At 51.1% G+C, this 18,493-nt stretch carries 19 protein-coding genes and 7 pseudogenes; 10 read left to right on the forward strand and 16 right to left on the reverse strand.

Annotation, left to right across the window (positions count from 1 at the left end; translation table 11 throughout):
• The first annotated feature begins 204 nt into the window (after positions 1-204).
• Entirely contained in the window at positions 205-384 is a 180-nt protein-coding gene (locus tag ACA073_RS13335) for a hypothetical protein (protein ID WP_497396753.1), read from the forward strand.
• A gap of 85 nt (positions 385-469) precedes the next feature.
• Here the strand turns inward: ACA073_RS13335 and ACA073_RS13340 are convergent, their stop codons facing one another.
• The gene (locus tag ACA073_RS13340) at positions 470-898 is read right to left on the reverse strand and encodes an NUDIX hydrolase (protein WP_497396755.1); all 429 of its coding nucleotides are present in this window, start codon (positions 896-898) and stop codon (positions 470-472) included.
• A 524-nt stretch (positions 899-1,422) separates the two neighbouring features.
• Here ACA073_RS13340 and ACA073_RS13345 point away from each other — a divergent pair.
• Positions 1,423-1,779, forward strand: a complete 357-nt coding sequence (locus tag ACA073_RS13345; RefSeq protein ID WP_497396757.1) for a hypothetical protein — start codon at positions 1,423-1,425, stop codon at positions 1,777-1,779.
• 184 nt (positions 1,780-1,963) lie between these two features.
• Positions 1,964-2,550: pseudogene (locus ACA073_RS13350) on the forward strand (LysR substrate-binding domain-containing protein); the annotation flags it as partial.
• A 52-nt stretch (positions 2,551-2,602) separates the two neighbouring features.
• Here the strand turns inward: ACA073_RS13350 and ACA073_RS13355 are convergent.
• The 3 genes and pseudogenes from ACA073_RS13355 to ACA073_RS13365 all read right to left on the reverse strand — a co-directional run.
• Complete coding sequence (locus ACA073_RS13355; RefSeq protein ID WP_497396759.1) at positions 2,603-2,968, reverse strand: histone-like nucleoid-structuring protein, MvaT/MvaU family; 366 nt, start codon at positions 2,966-2,968, stop codon at positions 2,603-2,605.
• Between the two features lie 597 nt (positions 2,969-3,565).
• On the reverse strand, positions 3,566-3,808 hold the full coding sequence (locus ACA073_RS13360) for a con-10 family general stress protein (protein WP_497404087.1): 243 nt from the start codon (positions 3,806-3,808) through the stop codon (positions 3,566-3,568).
• A gap of 24 nt (positions 3,809-3,832) precedes the next feature.
• Positions 3,833-3,994: pseudogene (locus tag ACA073_RS13365) on the reverse strand (con-10 family general stress protein); the annotation flags it as partial.
• A 267-nt stretch (positions 3,995-4,261) separates the two neighbouring features.
• On the opposite strand from ACA073_RS13365, the gene ACA073_RS13370 reads away from it, so the two are divergent.
• Entirely contained in the window at positions 4,262-4,819 is a 558-nt protein-coding gene (locus tag ACA073_RS13370; RefSeq protein ID WP_497396761.1) for an ATP-dependent Clp protease proteolytic subunit, read from the forward strand.
• Between the two features lie 238 nt (positions 4,820-5,057).
• Here the strand turns inward: ACA073_RS13370 and umuC are convergent.
• Positions 5,058-6,223: pseudogene (umuC, locus tag ACA073_RS13375) on the reverse strand (translesion error-prone DNA polymerase V subunit UmuC); the annotation flags it as partial.
• Between the two features lie 243 nt (positions 6,224-6,466).
• On the opposite strand from umuC, the gene ACA073_RS13380 reads away from it, so the two are divergent.
• From ACA073_RS13380 to ACA073_RS13390, 3 genes are read left to right on the forward strand one after another with little or no spacing between them, the layout of a single operon-like run.
• A complete protein-coding gene (locus ACA073_RS13380; RefSeq protein ID WP_497396762.1) occupies positions 6,467-6,766 on the forward strand; it encodes a metal-sensing transcriptional repressor in 300 nt (99 codons plus the stop codon).
• A 7-nt stretch (positions 6,767-6,773) separates the two neighbouring features.
• A complete protein-coding gene (locus ACA073_RS13385) occupies positions 6,774-7,910 on the forward strand; it encodes a nickel/cobalt efflux protein RcnA (RefSeq protein ID WP_497396764.1) in 1,137 nt (378 codons plus the stop codon).
• A 7-nt stretch (positions 7,911-7,917) separates the two neighbouring features.
• Positions 7,918-7,989 (forward strand): DUF4113 domain-containing protein, encoded by a 72-nt coding sequence (locus ACA073_RS13390; protein ID WP_497404089.1) that lies wholly within the window; start codon positions 7,918-7,920, stop codon positions 7,987-7,989.
• A gap of 3 nt (positions 7,990-7,992) precedes the next feature.
• Here the strand turns inward: ACA073_RS13390 and ACA073_RS13395 are convergent.
• Positions 7,993-8,145: pseudogene (locus ACA073_RS13395) on the reverse strand (TetR family transcriptional regulator); the annotation flags it as partial.
• Between the two features lie 11 nt (positions 8,146-8,156).
• Between ACA073_RS13395 and ACA073_RS13400 the strand changes: the two are divergent.
• Positions 8,157-8,540, forward strand: a pseudogene (locus ACA073_RS13400) (ATP-binding protein); the annotation flags it as partial.
• A 403-nt stretch (positions 8,541-8,943) separates the two neighbouring features.
• Here the strand turns inward: ACA073_RS13400 and ACA073_RS13405 are convergent.
• The 10 genes and pseudogenes from ACA073_RS13405 to ACA073_RS13450 form a co-directional block, all read right to left on the reverse strand.
• On the reverse strand, positions 8,944-10,419 hold the full coding sequence (locus ACA073_RS13405) for an ATPase domain-containing protein (RefSeq protein ID WP_497396766.1): 1,476 nt from the start codon (positions 10,417-10,419) through the stop codon (positions 8,944-8,946).
• Complete coding sequence (locus ACA073_RS13410; protein ID WP_497396768.1) at positions 10,416-10,850, reverse strand: hypothetical protein; 435 nt, start codon at positions 10,848-10,850, stop codon at positions 10,416-10,418. The genes ACA073_RS13405 and ACA073_RS13410 overlap by 4 nt, the downstream gene beginning before the upstream one ends.
• A gap of 100 nt (positions 10,851-10,950) precedes the next feature.
• Positions 10,951-11,487: a hypothetical protein gene (locus ACA073_RS13415; protein WP_140678747.1), complete on the reverse strand. Its 537-nt coding sequence runs from the start codon at positions 11,485-11,487 to the stop codon at positions 10,951-10,953.
• 186 nt (positions 11,488-11,673) lie between these two features.
• Positions 11,674-11,802 (reverse strand): annotated as a pseudogene (locus tag ACA073_RS13420) (transcriptional regulator); the annotation flags it as partial.
• Between the two features lie 181 nt (positions 11,803-11,983).
• Positions 11,984-12,178, reverse strand: a complete 195-nt coding sequence (locus ACA073_RS13425; protein WP_497266473.1) for a hypothetical protein — start codon at positions 12,176-12,178, stop codon at positions 11,984-11,986.
• A 344-nt stretch (positions 12,179-12,522) separates the two neighbouring features.
• Positions 12,523-13,050 carry an ATP-binding cassette domain-containing protein gene (locus ACA073_RS13430; RefSeq protein ID WP_497396770.1) on the reverse strand — a complete coding sequence of 176 codons (528 nt, stop codon included), beginning with the start codon at positions 13,048-13,050 and terminating at the stop codon, positions 12,523-12,525.
• Between the two features lie 64 nt (positions 13,051-13,114).
• Positions 13,115-14,404, reverse strand: a complete 1,290-nt coding sequence (locus ACA073_RS13435) for a sensor domain-containing diguanylate cyclase (protein WP_497396772.1) — start codon at positions 14,402-14,404, stop codon at positions 13,115-13,117.
• A 3-nt stretch (positions 14,405-14,407) separates the two neighbouring features.
• Entirely contained in the window at positions 14,408-14,767 is a 360-nt protein-coding gene (locus tag ACA073_RS13440; RefSeq protein WP_497396774.1) for a hypothetical protein, read from the reverse strand.
• A gap of 444 nt (positions 14,768-15,211) precedes the next feature.
• Positions 15,212-15,991: a S6 modification regulatory phosphodiesterase RimA gene (rimA, locus tag ACA073_RS13445; RefSeq protein WP_497396776.1), complete on the reverse strand. Its 780-nt coding sequence runs from the start codon at positions 15,989-15,991 to the stop codon at positions 15,212-15,214.
• A 596-nt stretch (positions 15,992-16,587) separates the two neighbouring features.
• Positions 16,588-16,827 carry a DUF1652 domain-containing protein gene (locus ACA073_RS13450; RefSeq protein ID WP_497266481.1) on the reverse strand — a complete coding sequence of 80 codons (240 nt, stop codon included), beginning with the start codon at positions 16,825-16,827 and terminating at the stop codon, positions 16,588-16,590.
• A 175-nt stretch (positions 16,828-17,002) separates the two neighbouring features.
• Here ACA073_RS13450 and ACA073_RS13455 point away from each other — a divergent pair.
• Positions 17,003-17,211: pseudogene (locus tag ACA073_RS13455) on the forward strand (hypothetical protein).
• A 554-nt stretch (positions 17,212-17,765) separates the two neighbouring features.
• Positions 17,766-18,203 (forward strand): PRC-barrel domain-containing protein, encoded by a 438-nt coding sequence (locus tag ACA073_RS13460; RefSeq protein ID WP_497266485.1) that lies wholly within the window; start codon positions 17,766-17,768, stop codon positions 18,201-18,203.
• Positions 18,204-18,493: the final 290 nt, after the last annotated feature.

Consider the following 18,493-nt stretch of genomic DNA (forward strand, 5'->3'; position numbering starts at 1 on the left):
TTACTGGCAAGTCGCGTCAGAAGAGGCACTGGCCGACGCCGAGCTGAAATTGGCGTCACTGCTTGTTCACCTTGAGAAAGACCTAGTGAAGTCAAACGATTAACGTCATGCCACATGGGAACCCCCGTTGTAGAGCGCTCGATACGGTTTGAATCATCGGAAAAATACGCTACCCTCCGCCGCATCAACCGAAGGGGTTTGCAGATGAAAATTACAATTGAGACAAATGAGCAAGGAAGCGGCTGCAAGGTCTGGCTTGGCGAAAATGCAGTTTCATTTCCCAATTTGGAGGACGCTAAAACTTACATTTCCCAGCTCGAAGAGCGGATAGAGGCGGCCTCTCATACATTTGCCCAGGAAGCTGGAGACCCCGAGGTTAGGTAAGCATTTCGTCAGAGGTCGCCTATCAGGACAGTCTGCATACGCGAACTGAGTAATCGCAGAGGTTGAGCATTAACCTTCACGGTTTCTAACAAGCGACAGTAGCAGCTGGATTGCGGTCTGAATCGGATGCGCAGCGCTTGAGCAACGTCCTGATCGAGCCACGGACATTACGCTTGTCCAAATCTTTTGTTGAAAACCAGCGGCAGTCATCGATCTCATTGCAAGGGTGAGGTTTGCGCTGCGCCGACAGCGGTGCTTCGAACAGAAAATGGATGACTCTGCTGTCTTCGTATTCGGAGACGTAGGAGAGCTGGTCAAAGGTCAGCCCAGTCTCCTCTGCCATTTCACGCAGAGCGGCTTGCAAGGGCGTCTCACCTTGCTCGACGCGGCCACCGGGCAAATTCCATTTGGCATTACGTTTGCGAACAAAAAGAATCTCCTCGTCACGGCGATAGATTACCGTGGCGCGTCTTTTCAGATCTTTTTGCTTTGCAGTGGCTTCCGCTGCACCCATGAGTGGCGCCCTCCGTCTGCTTATACGATGGCAAATCAAGCACGAAGTAATTCTCCTACCAGGGTGCGCCCCGAAGGTGTCCATTTGATGACCATTTAAATCGTTGCTTGGTCATGCACGTCATCGGATGAAGCTTCATACATATGTACGTTGCACGGCAACCAGTCCCAACGATGTTGCGTTAAACGGTCTGCCGATTCCACGTCGCTGGGGCCTTGGTGAACAGTTTGGGAGGACTCGCCAGTGGTTTGCAGATGTTGCTGCCCACGCTCGCAGGTTTCCGCAATCCCGAGGTGATCCGTCTGCACTGGCAACTGGTTGAGCAGTACCAGTTGTGTATCACTTGGCCACTAAAAACGAGCGCCTGCTTTCGCCCGCGAGCTCGGCATGGCGGTTGTGAATACCCTTGATCTGGTATCGATGGAGTGACTGCCGGTCTCACCTTTTGTCTTAAGTCGATTGACTGACGGGGGTCTTTGGAGCCCAGTATTTGGCGGGCTAAACCAGGTCAACAGAAGAAAACCATGTCGAGAATAAACGTGATATCCGGTGACTTTCTGGCAGGCGACGCCGAGTTTCAATCAGGACTGTTCACCCTAAAGACTGTGTTAAAACCGTCTCTTGAACTAACGATACCCATATCAAAAATAAAGGAATTGGAAACAGCAACCGAAGAAGTCGTAAAAAATCAAGGAAGCATTATTCGATGGAGCTTGGCTGGAGCATTGCTTTTAGGGCCGATTGGGCTAATTGCAGGCTGGTTGCTATGTGATACAGAAAGGGAAATAACCTTCTACGCAAAGTTCAAGGATGGCCGCTGCCTTCTTGCTACAACTGATATCGACACTTACTCCAAGATCTCGGCCAATCCCCACAAGTAACACGTCACTACTTCCCCCCTTCAAAGTCAGTCAGCCGCTATAGCGGCAAAGTGCTCTGCGGTATCAAGATATTGCAGATCGAAGCTTGCAGACCAATTTATGACGGCCTTGCCCAGCTCTGCAAGGGAAGCCAATTTCAAGGTGGCCACACAATTATCCACCGGTAACAACGCCCGGTCGAAGCGCTATCGCTTCCGTGCAGCGATCTTTTTAACCGGACGCATTAGCCAAGTTTCACCAACAATGCCCGCAGTGCCGCACCCGTGTAATCCCAGGGCTATCGATGGAGTTGGTCAACCTCGTGGACGCCGGCGAAATCGACATGGCCGCAATCATTCGCCCGCCCTTCTCGCTTCAAAGCGATCTGCGCTGGACGACCTTGGCGCTTGAGCCCTACCGTCTGATTGTGCCGCGTGAACTGCCGGGAGAAGATTGGTCAGAACTACCGTCCAGCCAACCGTTCATTCGGTATGACCGATCATCATTCGGGGGCAGACAGGTTGATCGCTTCATTCGGCAGATGCATTTCACCTTGCGTGAGGTTTGCGAGCTGGATGAACTAGAGGCCATCATCAAGCGGGTTGAGAATGGTGTCGGTGTAGCTCTAGTGCCGCAGACGGCAACCCATCAGGAATGACCCATAGGTGTACGAGCGCTCGATCTCGGACAGCACACCTTCCATCGTGATATCGGGCTCGGCAAAGCTTTACCGAACCTGTGCGGATACTGGCCCAACTTATTAGTGACCAGGTAAAGACCGGTACTGAATAAAACACGGACTGCAAAAAGGGCCCTCTAGGGCCCTTTTGTACTCAAATCAAAATCACTTGCTCAGCCAAGACTCGACGGTGTCAGAGCCGTATTTCGCTTTCCACTCTTTCAAAGTTTTGTGATTGCCGCCTTTGGTTTCGACGACTTCACCAGATTCCGGATTTTTGTAGACCTTCACCTGGCGTGGCTTTCTCGTACCGGATTTTGCCTCGGCAGCTGGTGCGCGACGACCAGCCTTAGGGTCAAGCAAGTTGATCACGTTCAGCAGGCTATAGCCGTACTCGGCGAGCAAAGCGCGCAGCTTTGTTTCAAATTCAATTTCTTTCTTCAGGCCAGCATCGCGCTTCAAGGCTTCAAGAGCCTGAAGTTGCTCGGCGAGGTGTTTTTCCAGCTGACGAAATTCTGCAAGCTTAGACATGGGCAGTCTCTATGTAATTAGTCTCCTAACAGTACACCAAAACAGCGATGTGCATGAAGTGGCGACAAGAGAATGTTTGAATAATCGCGAATAGGGAAAATTAGTGCGATGGCGCCACCTCTGAGACTGGCTCGCGGAACGGAACTGGAAGCGAAGGTGTCATTTGTATTAGACACCATAGTGTCGTAATCCTGTTGAGATAGAGAGGTGGTTTTCATGAACAATATTATCTACATCGTCGGGGCAGTTGTGATCGTCCTAGTTATTCTTTCGTTTGTCGGTCTTGTATAGCCTCAGCTGCTGGGCACATTTCGACGAGGTACATGGACGTCGCTCGGTCTTAGATTTTGTACGCTGAAGAGAGTTAAGGCTCTCGAGTTATCACCGAGATCTTGCATTTCGCTCGATGATCGCGATTTTGATTTGGTCAATGGCATTGGGGGGGGATAGAACTATGACTGTTCCGCTGAGATGTTTGTCAGTTGACTCTTTTTGACGCCGATCATTCCCATTAACCTGGCAACTCGTCTCCGGCGTACACCCAGCGATAAAGATCAAGCCCCGAGAAAAATACGGGGCTTGATGTATCACACGGCACTAGGATTTACGTCCGCCACCGGGGCTGTGTTCACCTCCTTTTCGGCCCGCCTCAGAGGCTTTTTCCCTGTCTGCAAGGTTATCGCCGCGACCACTTCCCTGGCCACCGCTGGTCGACCGATCTACATCGCTAGACTGCCGTCCGCCCGAAGCCTGGCCGCCTTTCTGGCCCGCCTTAGAGGCTTTGTCGGTGTCTTCGGCAAAGCTGCCTCCGCGACCCGCTCCCAGTCCACCGCCAGACATGCGGTCAGCATCTTTCGACTGCTGTCCGCCTGAAGCCTGACCACCTTTTTGGCCCGCCTCAGAAGCTCGTTGTGGATCATTAACAAAATTGCCGCCTGACGCCTCTCCGCCTTTCTTGCCGGCTTCAGAGGCCTTATCCCGGTCATTGCCAAAGTTTCCGGGGGTTTTGTTTCCGATATTAGCCATTTTTGTTCACCTCTTCCTTTCTCAGGGAGGAACTCATGCGCTGATCTCTAATTATAGGTCAGGAAAAATCGAAAGTTAAACTGAAATGCCCATCTCCGGATGGGCGGAATGAGGAAGATAGTTCCCCGCAAATTTGGCCTGATCGACTGGCGGCGGAAGTAGTCGCCGATCATCCTGCACTTGGATTACTCTCAAAAGGAGTCCAATTTTTTACTAGGATATAAATCCTGTTAAGTCCTACGAGTGTCGTGCAAGGGAGGTAAGCCGATGACCGAACACATCGTCCATTTTCACTGCCAGATCGATCAGGGAACCACCGAGCGCTTCAGGGATTGTTGTCTCGAGGCCATCGACCAAGGCGCTACGTCGCTGTTACTAAATCTGTCCACCTGCGGTGGCAGCACCAATTTCGGCTTCACGCTCTACACCTTCCTGAAGTCATTGCCGGTGCCACTTTGCGCGATTAATGCCGGCAACATCGAGTCGATGGGCATCATCATGTTTTTGGCGGCAGGTCGTCGCATCACGTCGCCTCACGCGCGCTTCCTGATTCACCCGATGAACTGGTACTTCAGTCAAAAATCGGTCGACCATCAACGCTTGCGCGAGTACCTGTTGAGCCTCGACAACGACCTCGCGCGCTACGTGCAAATTTTCACACTCGAAACCGCTGACGCAACGACCAAACTCGATATTTTCCATTGCCTTTCAGCGGAAGAGAAGGTCATCGCTGCACACGAATCCCTGGCCTACGGCATTGCTCATGAGATGCAGCAAATGATGTTCGCAGATGATGTCAAACACTGGAAAGTAAGTGGTGGATGAGGTCGAAGCGGTCGTCATGAGCAGACAGCGTGAAAACTCCATAACGCATCCACACTCCTGTACTCCGCTAACCCGTGGATTTCCGAGGGTCTGCGGTACGAGGGAATGTCCTTTCTTCCTGAAAATCCCGTCCGCTACCTTCGTTCGTAGTAGGCGTCGATATCGGTTTCAAGTTGCCTATCGATCACCCTTACGTCCTCGCAGTGAACTCCATGGTCTATCCATGTAGAAACCCGCCTCACCTGCAGTAAACAGTCCAGAGCTGATCAACCCGAGTCGTGAAGCTCTGACTCATCATCTCTCGTCGCATCCCCCAATCCGGATCGGTCGGCACACTCGCCAAGCGCATAGTCCCCCTACCCCACCTGCCATTGATCGCATCCAAAACGCCCATCACCTTATCTGTCACTTCCGGCTGAGAGATCGAAAAAAGATCTTCGGTGTATTCGCCTTTTTGGCAAAGGTTAACCAGAAGCACCTCGGCCTTGCTGTATTTGAAACCTTGTCGGAAAATCCGATCTACCGCGTCCACCGCAGCTTTGGTTATTAAGCGAACGTCGTCTGTTGGATAGGGCAACTCCACCAACACTCCGTTGGCGTACTTGGCCTCTTCTGGATTGAACATGCCGGTACGAATGCTGACTCGAATTTTCTTGCACAGTGACTGTTGAGCGCGGAGCTTTTCGGTAGCGCGCTGCATGTAGGTGGCGACGGCCTCTTTGATCGGCCCAATGACGGTGAGACGCTTGCCGAACATTCGGCTGCAGCAAATCTCTTGCTTGGGTGGATCAGGCTCATCGAGCTCAAGGCACGGCGTGCCGGCTAACTCACGTGCCGTCTTCTCGATCACTACACTGAATTTTTTGCGCAACATCCAGGGATCAGTTTTGGAGAGATCCCAAGCTGTCTTGATGCCCATGCCTTCGAGGTGAAGCGTCATCTTCCGTCCCACACCCCATACGTCCGAGACCGAGCATTTCTTGAGTACCCAGTCGCGCTTGGTTTGATCACGAAGGTCGACTACCCCGCCACTCTGCGCCTGCCATTTCTTCGCAGCATGGTTGGCGAGTTTGCTCAGGGTTTTGGTACCGGCAATACCGACGCCAACGGAATGCAGGTGCTTCGATACACCTGCGCCCGAATCCGACGCCCTAGCGCTTCAAGATCACCCGGTACACCTGCTAAATCCGCAAACGCCTCATCGATGCTGTAGACCTCGACAGAGGGAACCAGCGACTCGATCACACTCATCACTCGCTCACTCATGTCGCCGTACAACGCGTAATTTGAAGAGAAGGCAACGATGCCGTGTTGCTTAAGCTTGTGCTTGATCTGGAAGTACGGCTCACCCATTTTTACGAACGGCTTGCTGTCTGCGCTGCGGGCGATCACACAGCCGTCATTGTATCTGAATGACTCTAACTATTAGTAGATTATAAGTCATTGTTTTATAACGATATTTATTTGATAACATTTTTCGTACTTTTGATCTCCGCCATCACCCTTTTTGCGGGGGTGTGATGGGAACAATTCTGCCCATCTGCTTGGCGCGAATAGCACTGCTTTTGAGGTTCTCATGCGATTGACTATATCCTCCCATGGGGGATAGGATGCCGCCGTAATTCATTGAGACCTGAGGCTCAAGTCATGAGTGAGCACGAAAACGAGCACAGCCATCCCCACACCCACCAAAGCCACGAGGCGATCATCAAACGCCTTAAGCGAGCTGACGGTCATCTACGCGGCATCATCACCATGATCGAAGAGGGGCGCGAGTGCGTGGATATCGCCCAGCAGCTGCATGCAGTTGAAAAAGCGGTGTGCCAAGCCAAGCGCACGCTCATCCAGGATCACATTGATCACTGTCTGGAGGACACCGTCTCGGCCTTGAACAACGGAGAGCGTGCTCCGCTAGAAGCTTTCAAACAAATCACCAAGTACCTCTAGGTCTGATATGCCCAACTTCGCTGAACTCTTGCAACAGGGCGGTTCACACGCCTGGCTGTATTTCCCGAGCGCTATCCTGCTCGGCGCTCTGCATGGTCTGGAACCGGGCCATTCAAAAACCATGATGGCGGCGTTCATCGTGGCCATTCGTGGCTCGGTTAAACAGGCCGTATTGCTGGGCTTGGCCGCGACGCTTTCGCACACTGCCGTAGTGTGGCTGGTTGCTATCGGCGGGATGTACCTGGGCAAAGGCCTGGACGCGCAAACGACTGAGCCGTACTTTCAGCTCGCGTCCTCCGCGCTGATCATTGTGATTGCGCTCTGGATGTTGTGGCGTACTTGGCGTGGTGAGCAGATGTTCAAGTTCGAGCAAGGTGATGATCACCACCACGACGAGCATGACCATGGTCATCATGATGAGACCCACCGAATCGATACTGGCCATGGCCGTGTTGAGCTGTCGATCTTCGAAGAAGGCACGCCACCGCACTGGCGCCTGAAGACATTGACCGGACACGCCTGGTCAGCCTCAGATGTTCGCCTGATGACTACCCGCACGGACGGCAGCACTCAATCGTTCTCTTTCGTCGAGCGCGAAGGCTTCCTGGAGTCGGCAGTCGATATCCTGGAGCCTCATGAGTTCAGTGCCCGCTTGAGTCTGGGCCATGCGGGTCATTCCCATGATTATGACCTGGAATACCAAGAGCATGATCACGGGCACGCGCATTCCGAACTGGAAGGCCTGGAGTTGTCGATTGATGGCTATCAGGATGCGCATGAGCGCGCTCATGCCAACGATATCCGCAAGCGATTTACCAACCGAGAGGTCACCACGGGACAGATCATTATGTTCGGCTTGACGGGGGGGCTCATTCCTTGCCCTGCGGCCATCACCGTTCTACTGCTCTGCCTTCAGGTCAAAGAAGTCGCCTTGGGCGGCGTGCTCGTCCTGTGCTTCAGCATCGGATTAGCGCTCACCTTGGTCACTGTCGGCGCTGCGGCAGCTATTGGTGCTAAACAGGCTTCGAACCGTTGGCCATGGCTGGGCGCCGTTGCTCGTCGTGCCCCGTACCTGTCCAGTGTCTTGATCATCGGTGTTGGTCTTTACGTGGGCATTCATGGCTGGATGGGCTTGACCGCATAGATTGGGAATGAAGCGCGAGATACTTAGTCCCAGCTACACAACCAGGCTCGATCAGATTTCGACTGTAAAATGCCAATAGGGGCTATCTGCCGGGCTTTTGAGTCAGAGCGACAACCTTTCCGCTGGCGACCGCTTTCAACTCAGCCATTTCGAATAGCAGGCGCTGATTTACGGAAGCGACTCGGGCAAGCTCTGCCAAAAGCTGGTCGTTTTCCGCACGAAGCGCTCTGTTTTTTCCTTCTCACTCATAACAAACGCGTGCGCTTCTACTCCACGGTGGATCTGGTCAATTTGCTGGAGCGCGAAAAATACGATGGCAAGGCAGGCCGAATCGCTCAAGGGCTGCTTCGCACAGACCTGGTGATACTCGATGAACTGGGGTATTTGCCCTTCAGCCAGAGCGGTGGAGCCCTGTTATTTCACCTGCTGTCCAAGCTGTACGAGCACACCAGCGTGGTCATCACGACCAACCTCAGCTTCTCGGAACGGTCGAGTGTGTTTGGCGACGCCAAGATGACCACTGCGTTGCTGGATCGGCTCACGCATCACTACCATATCGTCGAAACAGGGAACGAGTCGTACCGCCTGCAACACAGCAGCTTGATTGCACAGACGAAGATCAAATCACGCGGGGTTTCGCAGCTCATGGGCCACCGTCGCCAGTATACTTTTTTGCTGACTCAGTGCGTGCTCGGCTACAGCCTGAAGGTCTTGAGCGCTGAGCGCGGCTATGACCAGCTGTGAATTAGCATCACGCAGCTCCTGGTACAAACTCTGCTCTTCCAAGCGAGGGGCGACTATAGCGTCTGACTGCACCAGGAGTTTCGCCGGTACTAGCTGCTGATTGGCATCAATCACTTGCTCGACCTGCTGGCTATCCACTAGCTGGCTGCTGGCGTCACTCAACTCTTTTTGCAGGGCTGCCAGCACGGCGCGCCCTTCAACGGTTTTCTGGCCAAGCAGAAAGAGTTCGTGAGCGGCATTTGCGATTTCACGCTCATTCTTGCCATCGACATTACTCATGATGTCGGGCTCAAAGATTTTTATCTCCTGTGCGTTGCGCACCTGAACTCTGTTTTGTCGGTCGGCCACCGAGCAGGCCTTCCTGGTCATGAAGCATTTCGCCAATCTGCAGGCCGTTTTCGTCGATGCTGTACAGGCGCAGCTCATCGGAGTGAGCGCTAGCCCGCAACTTGACCACGGCCATGATGCGCAGTAAGCGACTCTCTACTTCGATATAGCGTTGGACAACGATCGCATCGGTGAGAAACGCCGTGCCGTAAGGGCTGAAACGCAAGTCGGTGTAGCGGTCTTCCAGCTCGGAGGTCATCAGCACACTGACCCCGGCACCGGTTAGCGCGGTGACCATGCGCGACAGCGATTCACGGAAGTCTTCACGGAAGGTCGGCGCCAGCGCCAGTTCGAAGCCTGACAACGAGTCGATCACTAAACGAGTGGCTTTCAGGCGAAAGATCTCGGCCAACAGCAACTGGACGATTTCGTCGATGGACAAGTCCGGTGCACGACTGTCCACCAAACCGACCTGACCGTTTTGGATCAACTGAATGAGGGTGGCATTTTGGAAGTGATTGGGCCGTTGCTCGAACACCGCGATCACGCCGGTTTCGCCGTTGCGTGCGCCTTCGGCCAGGAAGGTCGCCGCCAGAATGCTTTTGCCCGACCCTGACGGCCCGGCCACCAGTAAGGAATAACCACGGGGCAGGCCGCCGCCGAGCATCTCATCGAGTTGCGGCACGCCCATTTTCAGGCGCTTGATGGGGAACTCCAGCGGCGCTTCAACCGGGTTGAGTGGCGCGGGTGCAAACACCTTGATCCCCGACGTCGCAATGCGGAAGGTGTGCAGGCCTGGCAGCGTTGGCTGGCCGCGCATCTTCATGATTTCCAGCTTGCGCACCATCGAGTTGCGCTGAACGCTCTGGCGCAGCCAGATCAAGCCATCGGCCACGGTGAAAATCGGGTTGGTGTCGGTTTCGGTGAAGTATTCGCCAATCAGGAAGGTCGTCGCCTGCCAGGTGGTCATCAACATGCCCAGTTGCTGAACGAATTGCGGCAGGTTGTTGTTGGGGTTGTCCTGGGTCTGGCTGGCCAGCACCACCGAACGGAACGAGTCGACGAACACCAGCGCCGGGGAGTACGCCTCCACCTCGCTGACGATGCGCCGCAGCACTTCGTCCAGATTCCCGGCCAGGGTGTTGTCGGTCAGGTTGATATAGCGGATCGACTGGTTGATCGCTTCGCTGTCGAAAAAATCGAATTGCTGTTGATAACGCAGCATCTTCAGCGGCGGCTCACCCAATACGGTAAAGAACAGCGCTGGGCGCTCGGGCGTCGCCAGGGCAAACATCATCTGATGTGCCAGGGTGGTTTTGCCACAGCCAGGCGGGCCGGCGATCAGGTTGAACGAAAACTCCGGCAATCCTCCGCACAGCACCTCGTCCAGTCCTGGCACGCCGGTGGCCAAGCGGTTGATAGTCACTTTGGTGCTCATGCCGATTTTTCCTGCGAAGGGGTGTCGCTCAAAGAAGGTTCCCACACGCCACGAAGCAAACGTGCGGTGAGCGAGGGCCCGATCAGCGCGATCAGTAACTCGTAGAAGGTGGTCAGCAGCATTTGACCGAAAAACAGCGCATCGACTTCGCTTTGCTCAACGAGTACGGACTTGAGGGCAATCAGATCCAGGGAGGCCTGCACACTCTCATAGGTGCCGGCCAGTCGCGGATGAGTGGAAACGCACAGATTGAGGCTGCGGCGATAAAGCGCTGCAACCCCTTGCTGGCCGATGATGGGCCTGAGGGCTGCGTCCATATCCTGCAAGGTTGAAATAATTGCGTGGGCGGTCTTTGCAAGATCAGCAATGTCACCGACCCGGCGCGCCAGAGAAGCTATGATCTGGCGGCCCTCTTCGCTTTCCCTGGACATGGCTCACTAATTTTTGATGGGCACCTATCGATGGTACACCCTATAACCTGTGATCGAGTTTTCATTTGGGCGCAGAGCTGATGATGTCCGAATATCTCTCTCAAGCACCTAGTTTGGTGATTTGAATACAAACCGACCAAATGCCAAGCAATACCCAGAACGTCGCAAAGATCCAAGGTGTGCGCACCGAAAACAGCAACGCCTTTCGATACCCCTTTTGCGTGGACTCTCGCTCACAAAATAAAGGCGATTCGTCATACGCCAACCCCATTAAAGGCTCGCTATGCAATAGCTCACTCTGCTTGAAATGCCAATGGCCGATAATGTCGTATGCCGCACGAATACCGGGCCAAGCATTCAACGAACTTAGCACTCCAAGCAACGTAAGAAACGGTGGTACTACCAGCGTGAACAACTTGCCCCATTCGGGGTTGAGATTGCCCATAGAAGAGGCAAATGCGATGACCAAAAAAGACTGAGATGCCAAAAAGGCGTCAGTTCGATTAGCCAAGATGCTGGTTTCGTACTGAATCTCTCTTCGGTAAAAATCCAAGCGCTCCTTTGGCGATCCGAACATCCTGGCATTGTGCTCGTTTAGTGCAGTGTCACTTATCTGGGAAGTCAAAATTCTCGGCAAGGTGGGTTCATCCTTATCAAACATGTGAAGCCGGCTTACCACCCATCCCAACCTGCGAATTGAACTGGATTTCTCCCACGTTAGCATTGGTACTCACTAACATCTGTGTTAGCCGGACGTTTATCCGCATTCCCCGCAACGCCAACAAAAATGGCCCTCTCGGGCCGTTTTGTACTCAAACTAAACTCACTTGGAAAGCCGGGACTCGACGGTGTGGGAGCCGTGTTCAGCGTTCCATTTTTTAAGACCCTTGTGGTTACCGCCTTTGGTTTCGACGACCTCGCCGGTATGCGGATTTTTGTAGAATTTTACCCGCGAGGCTTGCTCAGCATGTCGCAGATGACAACTGTCGCCACTTCGTACTCATGATGTATTTCTAACGCTTTTGCTAAAAACACTCCTTGCCGACTCATAGAACTCTCCTGCATCAGACAAAAAGCATTGATCGAGATTGTCAATCTCAGCTAGTGAGCCCGTCCTTTTCAGAATCTGCAATTTAAATATTTGTGTTCGGCGTATTCATAAAGGCATCCCAGCTTTCATAGGCGTCGTGCTGCCTCTTGCTGGCAAAATCCCAGTCGGGGCCTGAAACGCATTTGGATGTCACCAGCGTCATCATTTCCATCGTAGCGGCGTCGAGTTCTATCAGGAGCTCGTGTGATTTCATCCTGAAATCTTCGATCGATGCCATTAGCTTTGCCTCGGCGCGGAGGTCACCGCCATTGAGAAACAACTGCTCCTCGAGCGGTGGAGTACGAACACGCCAAATAATTCATACCGTCTGATCGCTGGTTCGTTTAGCCCCGAACCTTCTCCGTCAAAGTCAGCCGCTATAGCGGGACGGAGGAGTCGTGCATGAAATAAGGGAACGGCCCGATCTTTGTCCCCGCATTTAAAAGCGACGCGGATCAGTCGATGTCGCCGACAATGCGCACAGCGCGCTGGACGCCATCGACAGAAACGAAAAGTTCATCAAACTGACGCTCGCGGTATTGACGTCCCCCGGCGTTACGGCGTTCGGCCAGAAGCAGCCATTCAAATTACCCAAATTAGATTCATACATGAAAGATTCACATCGACAAACAGCTCGAACTTGCGGCTTGAATTGAAAGGTGGCCAGCAAGGCAACGGGCCCTCCTGGTGAGCGCCTCTACTTGGACAGGAGAAAACGCAAAGCCCGGTGATGCATAGAGAGATCCGTGTCTTTCCAAACTCCTGAACTAGCTTAGATAGATGTCTTTCAAAGATTCTTCGCTCACGCTTTTCCCCGCCAACACGGAAACGATCTCCCCCGACGCGAATCGCATACACCCGGGTCGCCATCTGGATGGCTTCCACTGTTTTCTGTTCGACTAGCAGGATTGGCGTTTTACGCGAGCGGATCTCTCGAAGGGTATCCAGCACAACCTCAATTATTTTAGGTGAAAGCCCCATTGTCGGCTCATCCAAATTCAACAACTCCGGACGGGACATAATCGCCTGGGCAATGGACAGCATTTGTTGCTCGCCGCCGGACATGGTGCCCGCATGCTGCTTGCCTCTTTCCTTCAGCAGCTGGTACATATCCTCGATATCTTCATCAATGGCTTTGCAACCTATCTCGTGTTAATCCACGAGATGCCATCAATTAGAAGTCATCAATATCAACTATACAATTCCTACCCTTGGATTTTGCGTGATAGAGCGCACTGTCTGCGGAGATTAACAACTGCTTGAGAGTGGATCGCGATTCATTCATCGAGGCACACCCAATACTGACTGTGATTTTAATTTCCTCACCACCAGTATCGACACTAGATGCTTCAATGCTGCTCCTGAGTCGCTCCGCAATAATTGACGCATCGAGGCTATTTATCTTAGGCAACATAACGACAAACTCTTCGCCCCCAAACCTAGCTATAGTATCTCCGGGACGAAGAACTCCCTCAGCAATTTTCACTATCGACTTAAGAACTTCGTCGCCAATGGGATGCCCCCAGCAATCATTAACATGCTTGAAGTGATCGGCGTCTAGCATGATTATCGATATTGAGTGCTGGTATCGACTTGCCCGAGCAAACTCTTTCTCTGCCAAGTTGAAAAAGTGAGCGCGATTAACTGCGCCTGTGAGGTGGTCTTTAGTGAGCAAGTTGGCTAGATTATCACTCGACACTTTTCGCTCGGTGATATCTCGAAGCACAACTGTATAGCCAGAAAACTCATCATCTTCTTCACGTAGAACGGCGATCATCGTTTGAGCGAAAAAACTGTGTCCTGATTTGTGTTGGCAAAGATAGTCTCGTGAATGCCAACCTTCTTCACGTGCGAATGTGAGATGTTCATCCAAAACATTAACTTCCAAGGCGGACAAATTACAGAAGCGGCGCAACGTCTCACCAATAGCCTCGGATTCCGTGTAACCTGTTAAACGCTCTGCCGAAGGGCTCCAGCTATTAATTACTCCCTGTTTAGTCAAGCCGAGAACTGCGAAATCGTTAACAATCGTATAGATGGCGTCCAGCCATGAGTCTGTTTGCCTTAGTCTCCTTTCAGTTGCAACTTGGCAAGAGACATCAGTCAGAACTGTTATTAGAACCTCGTCATTGACCTTTACAATTGTACATGCGAGAACAATACCTCCGTCAGCTGCGGACGACACGTGGATTCTATGATTTACACATATTGATCCGCATGATTCTCTAAAACTCGTTACAAGGTTACGTAATTCAGGCGCTACGGAAGCAAGTGTTTCAAACAGATTTTCAAGGCCAATAGACTTAACCAATGGCATCAACAACTGTGTTGCCATGGGGTTAAGCATATCAATTTTTCCGCTGGGGTCGGTTCTTACCAGCCCTACTGGCGATAGATACATGAATGAAAGTAATGCTTCGTACTCTGACTCGATTGAGTCATTGCCCTGCTCTATACTACTCATTTTTTATGCCCATTCAACCAGTAGGAAGCGGGTATTATTATCAATTTTTTTAAGTAGTCTTAATCTGACGGGGATTGGCCGCATTCTAAGCGCCAGAACGTAAGAAATGATCACGTCTAACTCAGGTTCATTCTCAAATCTGTGAGCGACCATGGCGTTATTCATGCAGGGAGCAATTTCCAAAAATAAATTCTTACCTAAAACACGTGCCTGTCGTAAGGCCGCACTTGTAGCTTCAAAAGTATTGTAAATTACCACCTTTGAAGCGTCGTTAAAGCCAATTATGCCGAAGTTCAGAGTATCCAGCTGATCAGGCGCACCCAACAATGCTTGTATCGATGCTTCTTCGAACGTAAGATTCATTTTCCTACTCACTCCCAAAGTGCAATATTAATTTGTAATCCCAGTCGGGCTGTATTCACCCTGCCATATAGCAATAAGTACTCTCCCCTTTTAGAATTTAATGATGACATATAGTAGCAGCAAATTATTTTGAAGAGCGGATGGATATTTTCCAACTTGACCTTGAGCCCCTCTACCACCGCCTAGCATCTCAAGCGCCTACCTTCGGAACGTTGCAAAAAGAGTCTAGTATCAAATCAAGCATAGCTACTCATTTGCTATTGTGCTGTCCACTCACTGTATTTTAGCCAATCCCGGACTGTCACCCTGGGTAGCTATCGATCCCTTATGGGTAATCTGTGATATAGATACTCAGGTGCGAGGTGCGACGTTTACCTTTAGTGCCTTTGGCTACGGCGCTTTTCAGATTAAAAGAGCATCGGCGTCACTACGCCTCTGTGTAATCTACGCTTTTTTCCAAGCATTAGGTGCGACCAGAGCCATTGCTTGAAATGCAGGCTTGGCGAACCAAAACCCTTGCATTAGATAAACTCCGCAATCGGCCAGAAAATCCCGTTCCTCGGCATGTTCGATTCCTTCTGCAATGATTTTAATATCCAGCTCCGCACATATTATGACAACACCACGGACGATAGCCTGACGGGAGCGATCACGATGGATATTACGCACTAGCGCTATATCAAGCTTTATAAGATCCGGTTGAAAGTCTGCCAACAGTGTGAGCCCTGAATACCCTGAGCCAAAGTCATCAATTGCTATTTTGAAACCGAACTCCCGGTATTCACGTAGAATATTGGTCAGATGGTGATTATTCTCAACGTATTCGCTTTCGACTGCTTCGAAAATCAGCCTGTCGAGCGGGAAGTTATGAATTCGCGCGGCTTCCAACGTGCTTCTAATGCACAATTCTGGACGGTAAACCGCGTTGGGTAGAAAATTAATCGATAGGTTTTGAGTCATTCCAAGTTGCGCAGCAGTGGAAATAGCCCGTGTGCGGCAAAGCTGATCGAATCGATAACGGTTATTATCGTTTACTTTCTCCAGCACTGACAGAGCACCCTCACCATTAAGGCCTCTCACCAACGCCTCATGTGCAAAAACCGATTGATCGCGCACGTCCACAATTGGCTGAAAAGCGAAAGTAAAATCTAAATCCAGTTCAAGAGTGTTTTTGCAACCTTGGCAACCATTGGACGAAGTCAATGAGCTTGGAAAAATTGTCACGCCGTACTCCAAAAATTAATTACCATTTTTATGGTAGTTATTCTAACCAAGCCATAAGTATTGGAACAAACAACAAATTAACTTTGGGTAAAGTGATGATGATTCACTTAGGAATTTTGATTGTAGCAGTTTATTTGTAAATCGATTCTTCCCGGCTGATAAATGCACGATTATCTTCCCTCAAAATCACACGATGATGTTAAAAACGGTTATGACTTAGACACTTACCCTTATTTCACACCGCTGGATTTTTTTGATTTAGGGAACTGTCAGTCGATGATTACAAGGCTCTGCGACGAAAATAGAGGCCAAAATAGTCAGATGGGCAGCTCCAGATGAGGGGGCTTGGGGTACAATGCTGGGTGAATTGCCCCCAGTTGCTTAGACTCATCAACGGATAGCTATGAGACGGGGGTATCTGATACACCCCGCAACGGTACCGCCATCAACCACCTACCTGCACAAGCCTTGGTCATTGGACGACTTGGTAATCGCGGTAGCGTCTCTCCTGCAGCCTGATTACCCCATTCGTAAGATTTGAGTCGTTGTTGGCCTGTTAGCTCTGATGCTCCCAAGTCCACCATTTGCCCTCGGGCTCACGCACAGATCGCTTGGCGCGCCGCCATTTCAATTCTGAGTTCGCCAATCAAATTTGAAATCGCCCGACTGGACGTGAGATCCGATGCCAACACGCCGGGGACAAACAGTTCCACGCGGCCAGAGGAAGGCTCAATCATCTTGATCAATAGCGAACCTTTGGGATTCACGGAGCAGGTGCAGGAGCGAGGTAATAAACCGCTTTCAATGATATGTCGGAGCTCAAGAGAAGAAATCATGGGGTACGTCCGAAGGAAAAATTCCTTCTCAGTCTTGTCTATGAAACCAAGTAGTCAAGGAACGCGCCGGAGTAAATTCACGACCAATTGTTTCCCGTCCACTGGCCTTGAGCTGACGCGGCTGACTATTCATTTTTTATACTGCTAGGCTTGGCGTTTTCATGGAGGAACCTTGATGCCAAATTCAGATTTGCTCCCTTCCCTGCTCTTCAAAATCAATCAAAACCAATTAGCTCTTGAGGCCGCCATCATGGAGCTGACGCTCTGGGTCGAGCAACGTGGTTCTGCTGAAGTCGCGGCAACGTTCGCGGTGCTTTAGACACGATTAGCAAAAACGAGGAATTCATCAATATGAGTCTTGCGGTGCTTATGTCACCTGAGTGACCTGGCCAAAACGCTATCAGTGGCGTCGTTCAGTCAATACTGCGCCAAGGATCGCGTGAGTAATGAGACAAGCTGCCGAGGCTATGTATCGTCGTCGTGGCCGAAGAATTTGGGATCAAGCACCAACGCGCGTAATGGCTTCAAACGTTTTTCGGCGAGATCAGCTTGCCGGGAGCATTCAGTGGCGTCCCCGGCAGCGCCCACAGCCGTCGCCTGCTCATTCAAATAAGTTTGGTCACAGCAGTGACCAAAACTTAATTCTTTATATTTATGAAGTTATATTCAAGCCGGAGACCTAGTTGCCATAATGGGAAATCGTTTAATCTAGGTGTCTACGATATCGATCTAGTTAATACCCATAATAAAAACAAAGCATCACACATGGATAGCACACTAATTAAAAGCTGATTAACTTTTTTACTTCCAATTTGCCATTCGTCGTCATGCAGAAAAAAAATTCAACTTTTTCGAAAGCGGGTGACTCTCACTAATACAGCCATCAAGGCGGTGGGTGCATTTTCTGATTGATTGGCGATTGCTGATAGGAGATAGTAATGAACTACGAAGATCGCGATACCTATGGCATGTACAAAACCAACCTCCTACGAGATACCAGCTCTGAGGAACAGGGGCCTGGCCCCGACCTGATGGGGGCAGACACACTCATTGGAAATGATGTTTATAACCATAATGAAGAAGACTTGGGAGATATCAAGGAAATCATGCTGGATGTTCGCAGCGGTAGAGTGAGTTATGCTGTTCTCTCTTTTGGTGGCTTTCTTAGCATGGGAGAAAAACTGTTTGCGGTACCCTGGAATGCATTGACACTCGATACAGTAAATAAGCGCTTCGTACTAAACGTAGAGAAAGAACGCTTGGAAAATGCACCAGGTTTTGACAAGGACAATTGGCCTAATATGGCCGACGAATCTTGGGCAACTGAAATCCATTCTTTCTATGGAACTAAACCGTTCGATTACGATACTGTCTAGATACGAAGTATCGACAAAAGCTAACTGTCCATAACCAAAATGAAGAGTGATGCGCGCCGAGCAAACAACGACATGTTAAGATTGGTCGTTGGTGGCCAAACCCTAAGGCGCGCATTGCGGTGAAAAAGCGCTAACAACAAGGGTTTAGGGTGGATTCTGCTGACCGCGGTCGAATCCAAGGCTAGCCCAGCCGCATCGTACCCGAAAGCTATTCGTTTGAAGTCCAAAAGCTCGCGCGTCACGCGGGCTTTTTTTGATGCGACATCTAGGCTCATCACGTGACTCTAACG

The organism is Pseudomonas sp. LBUM1670 (assembly GCF_059695695.1).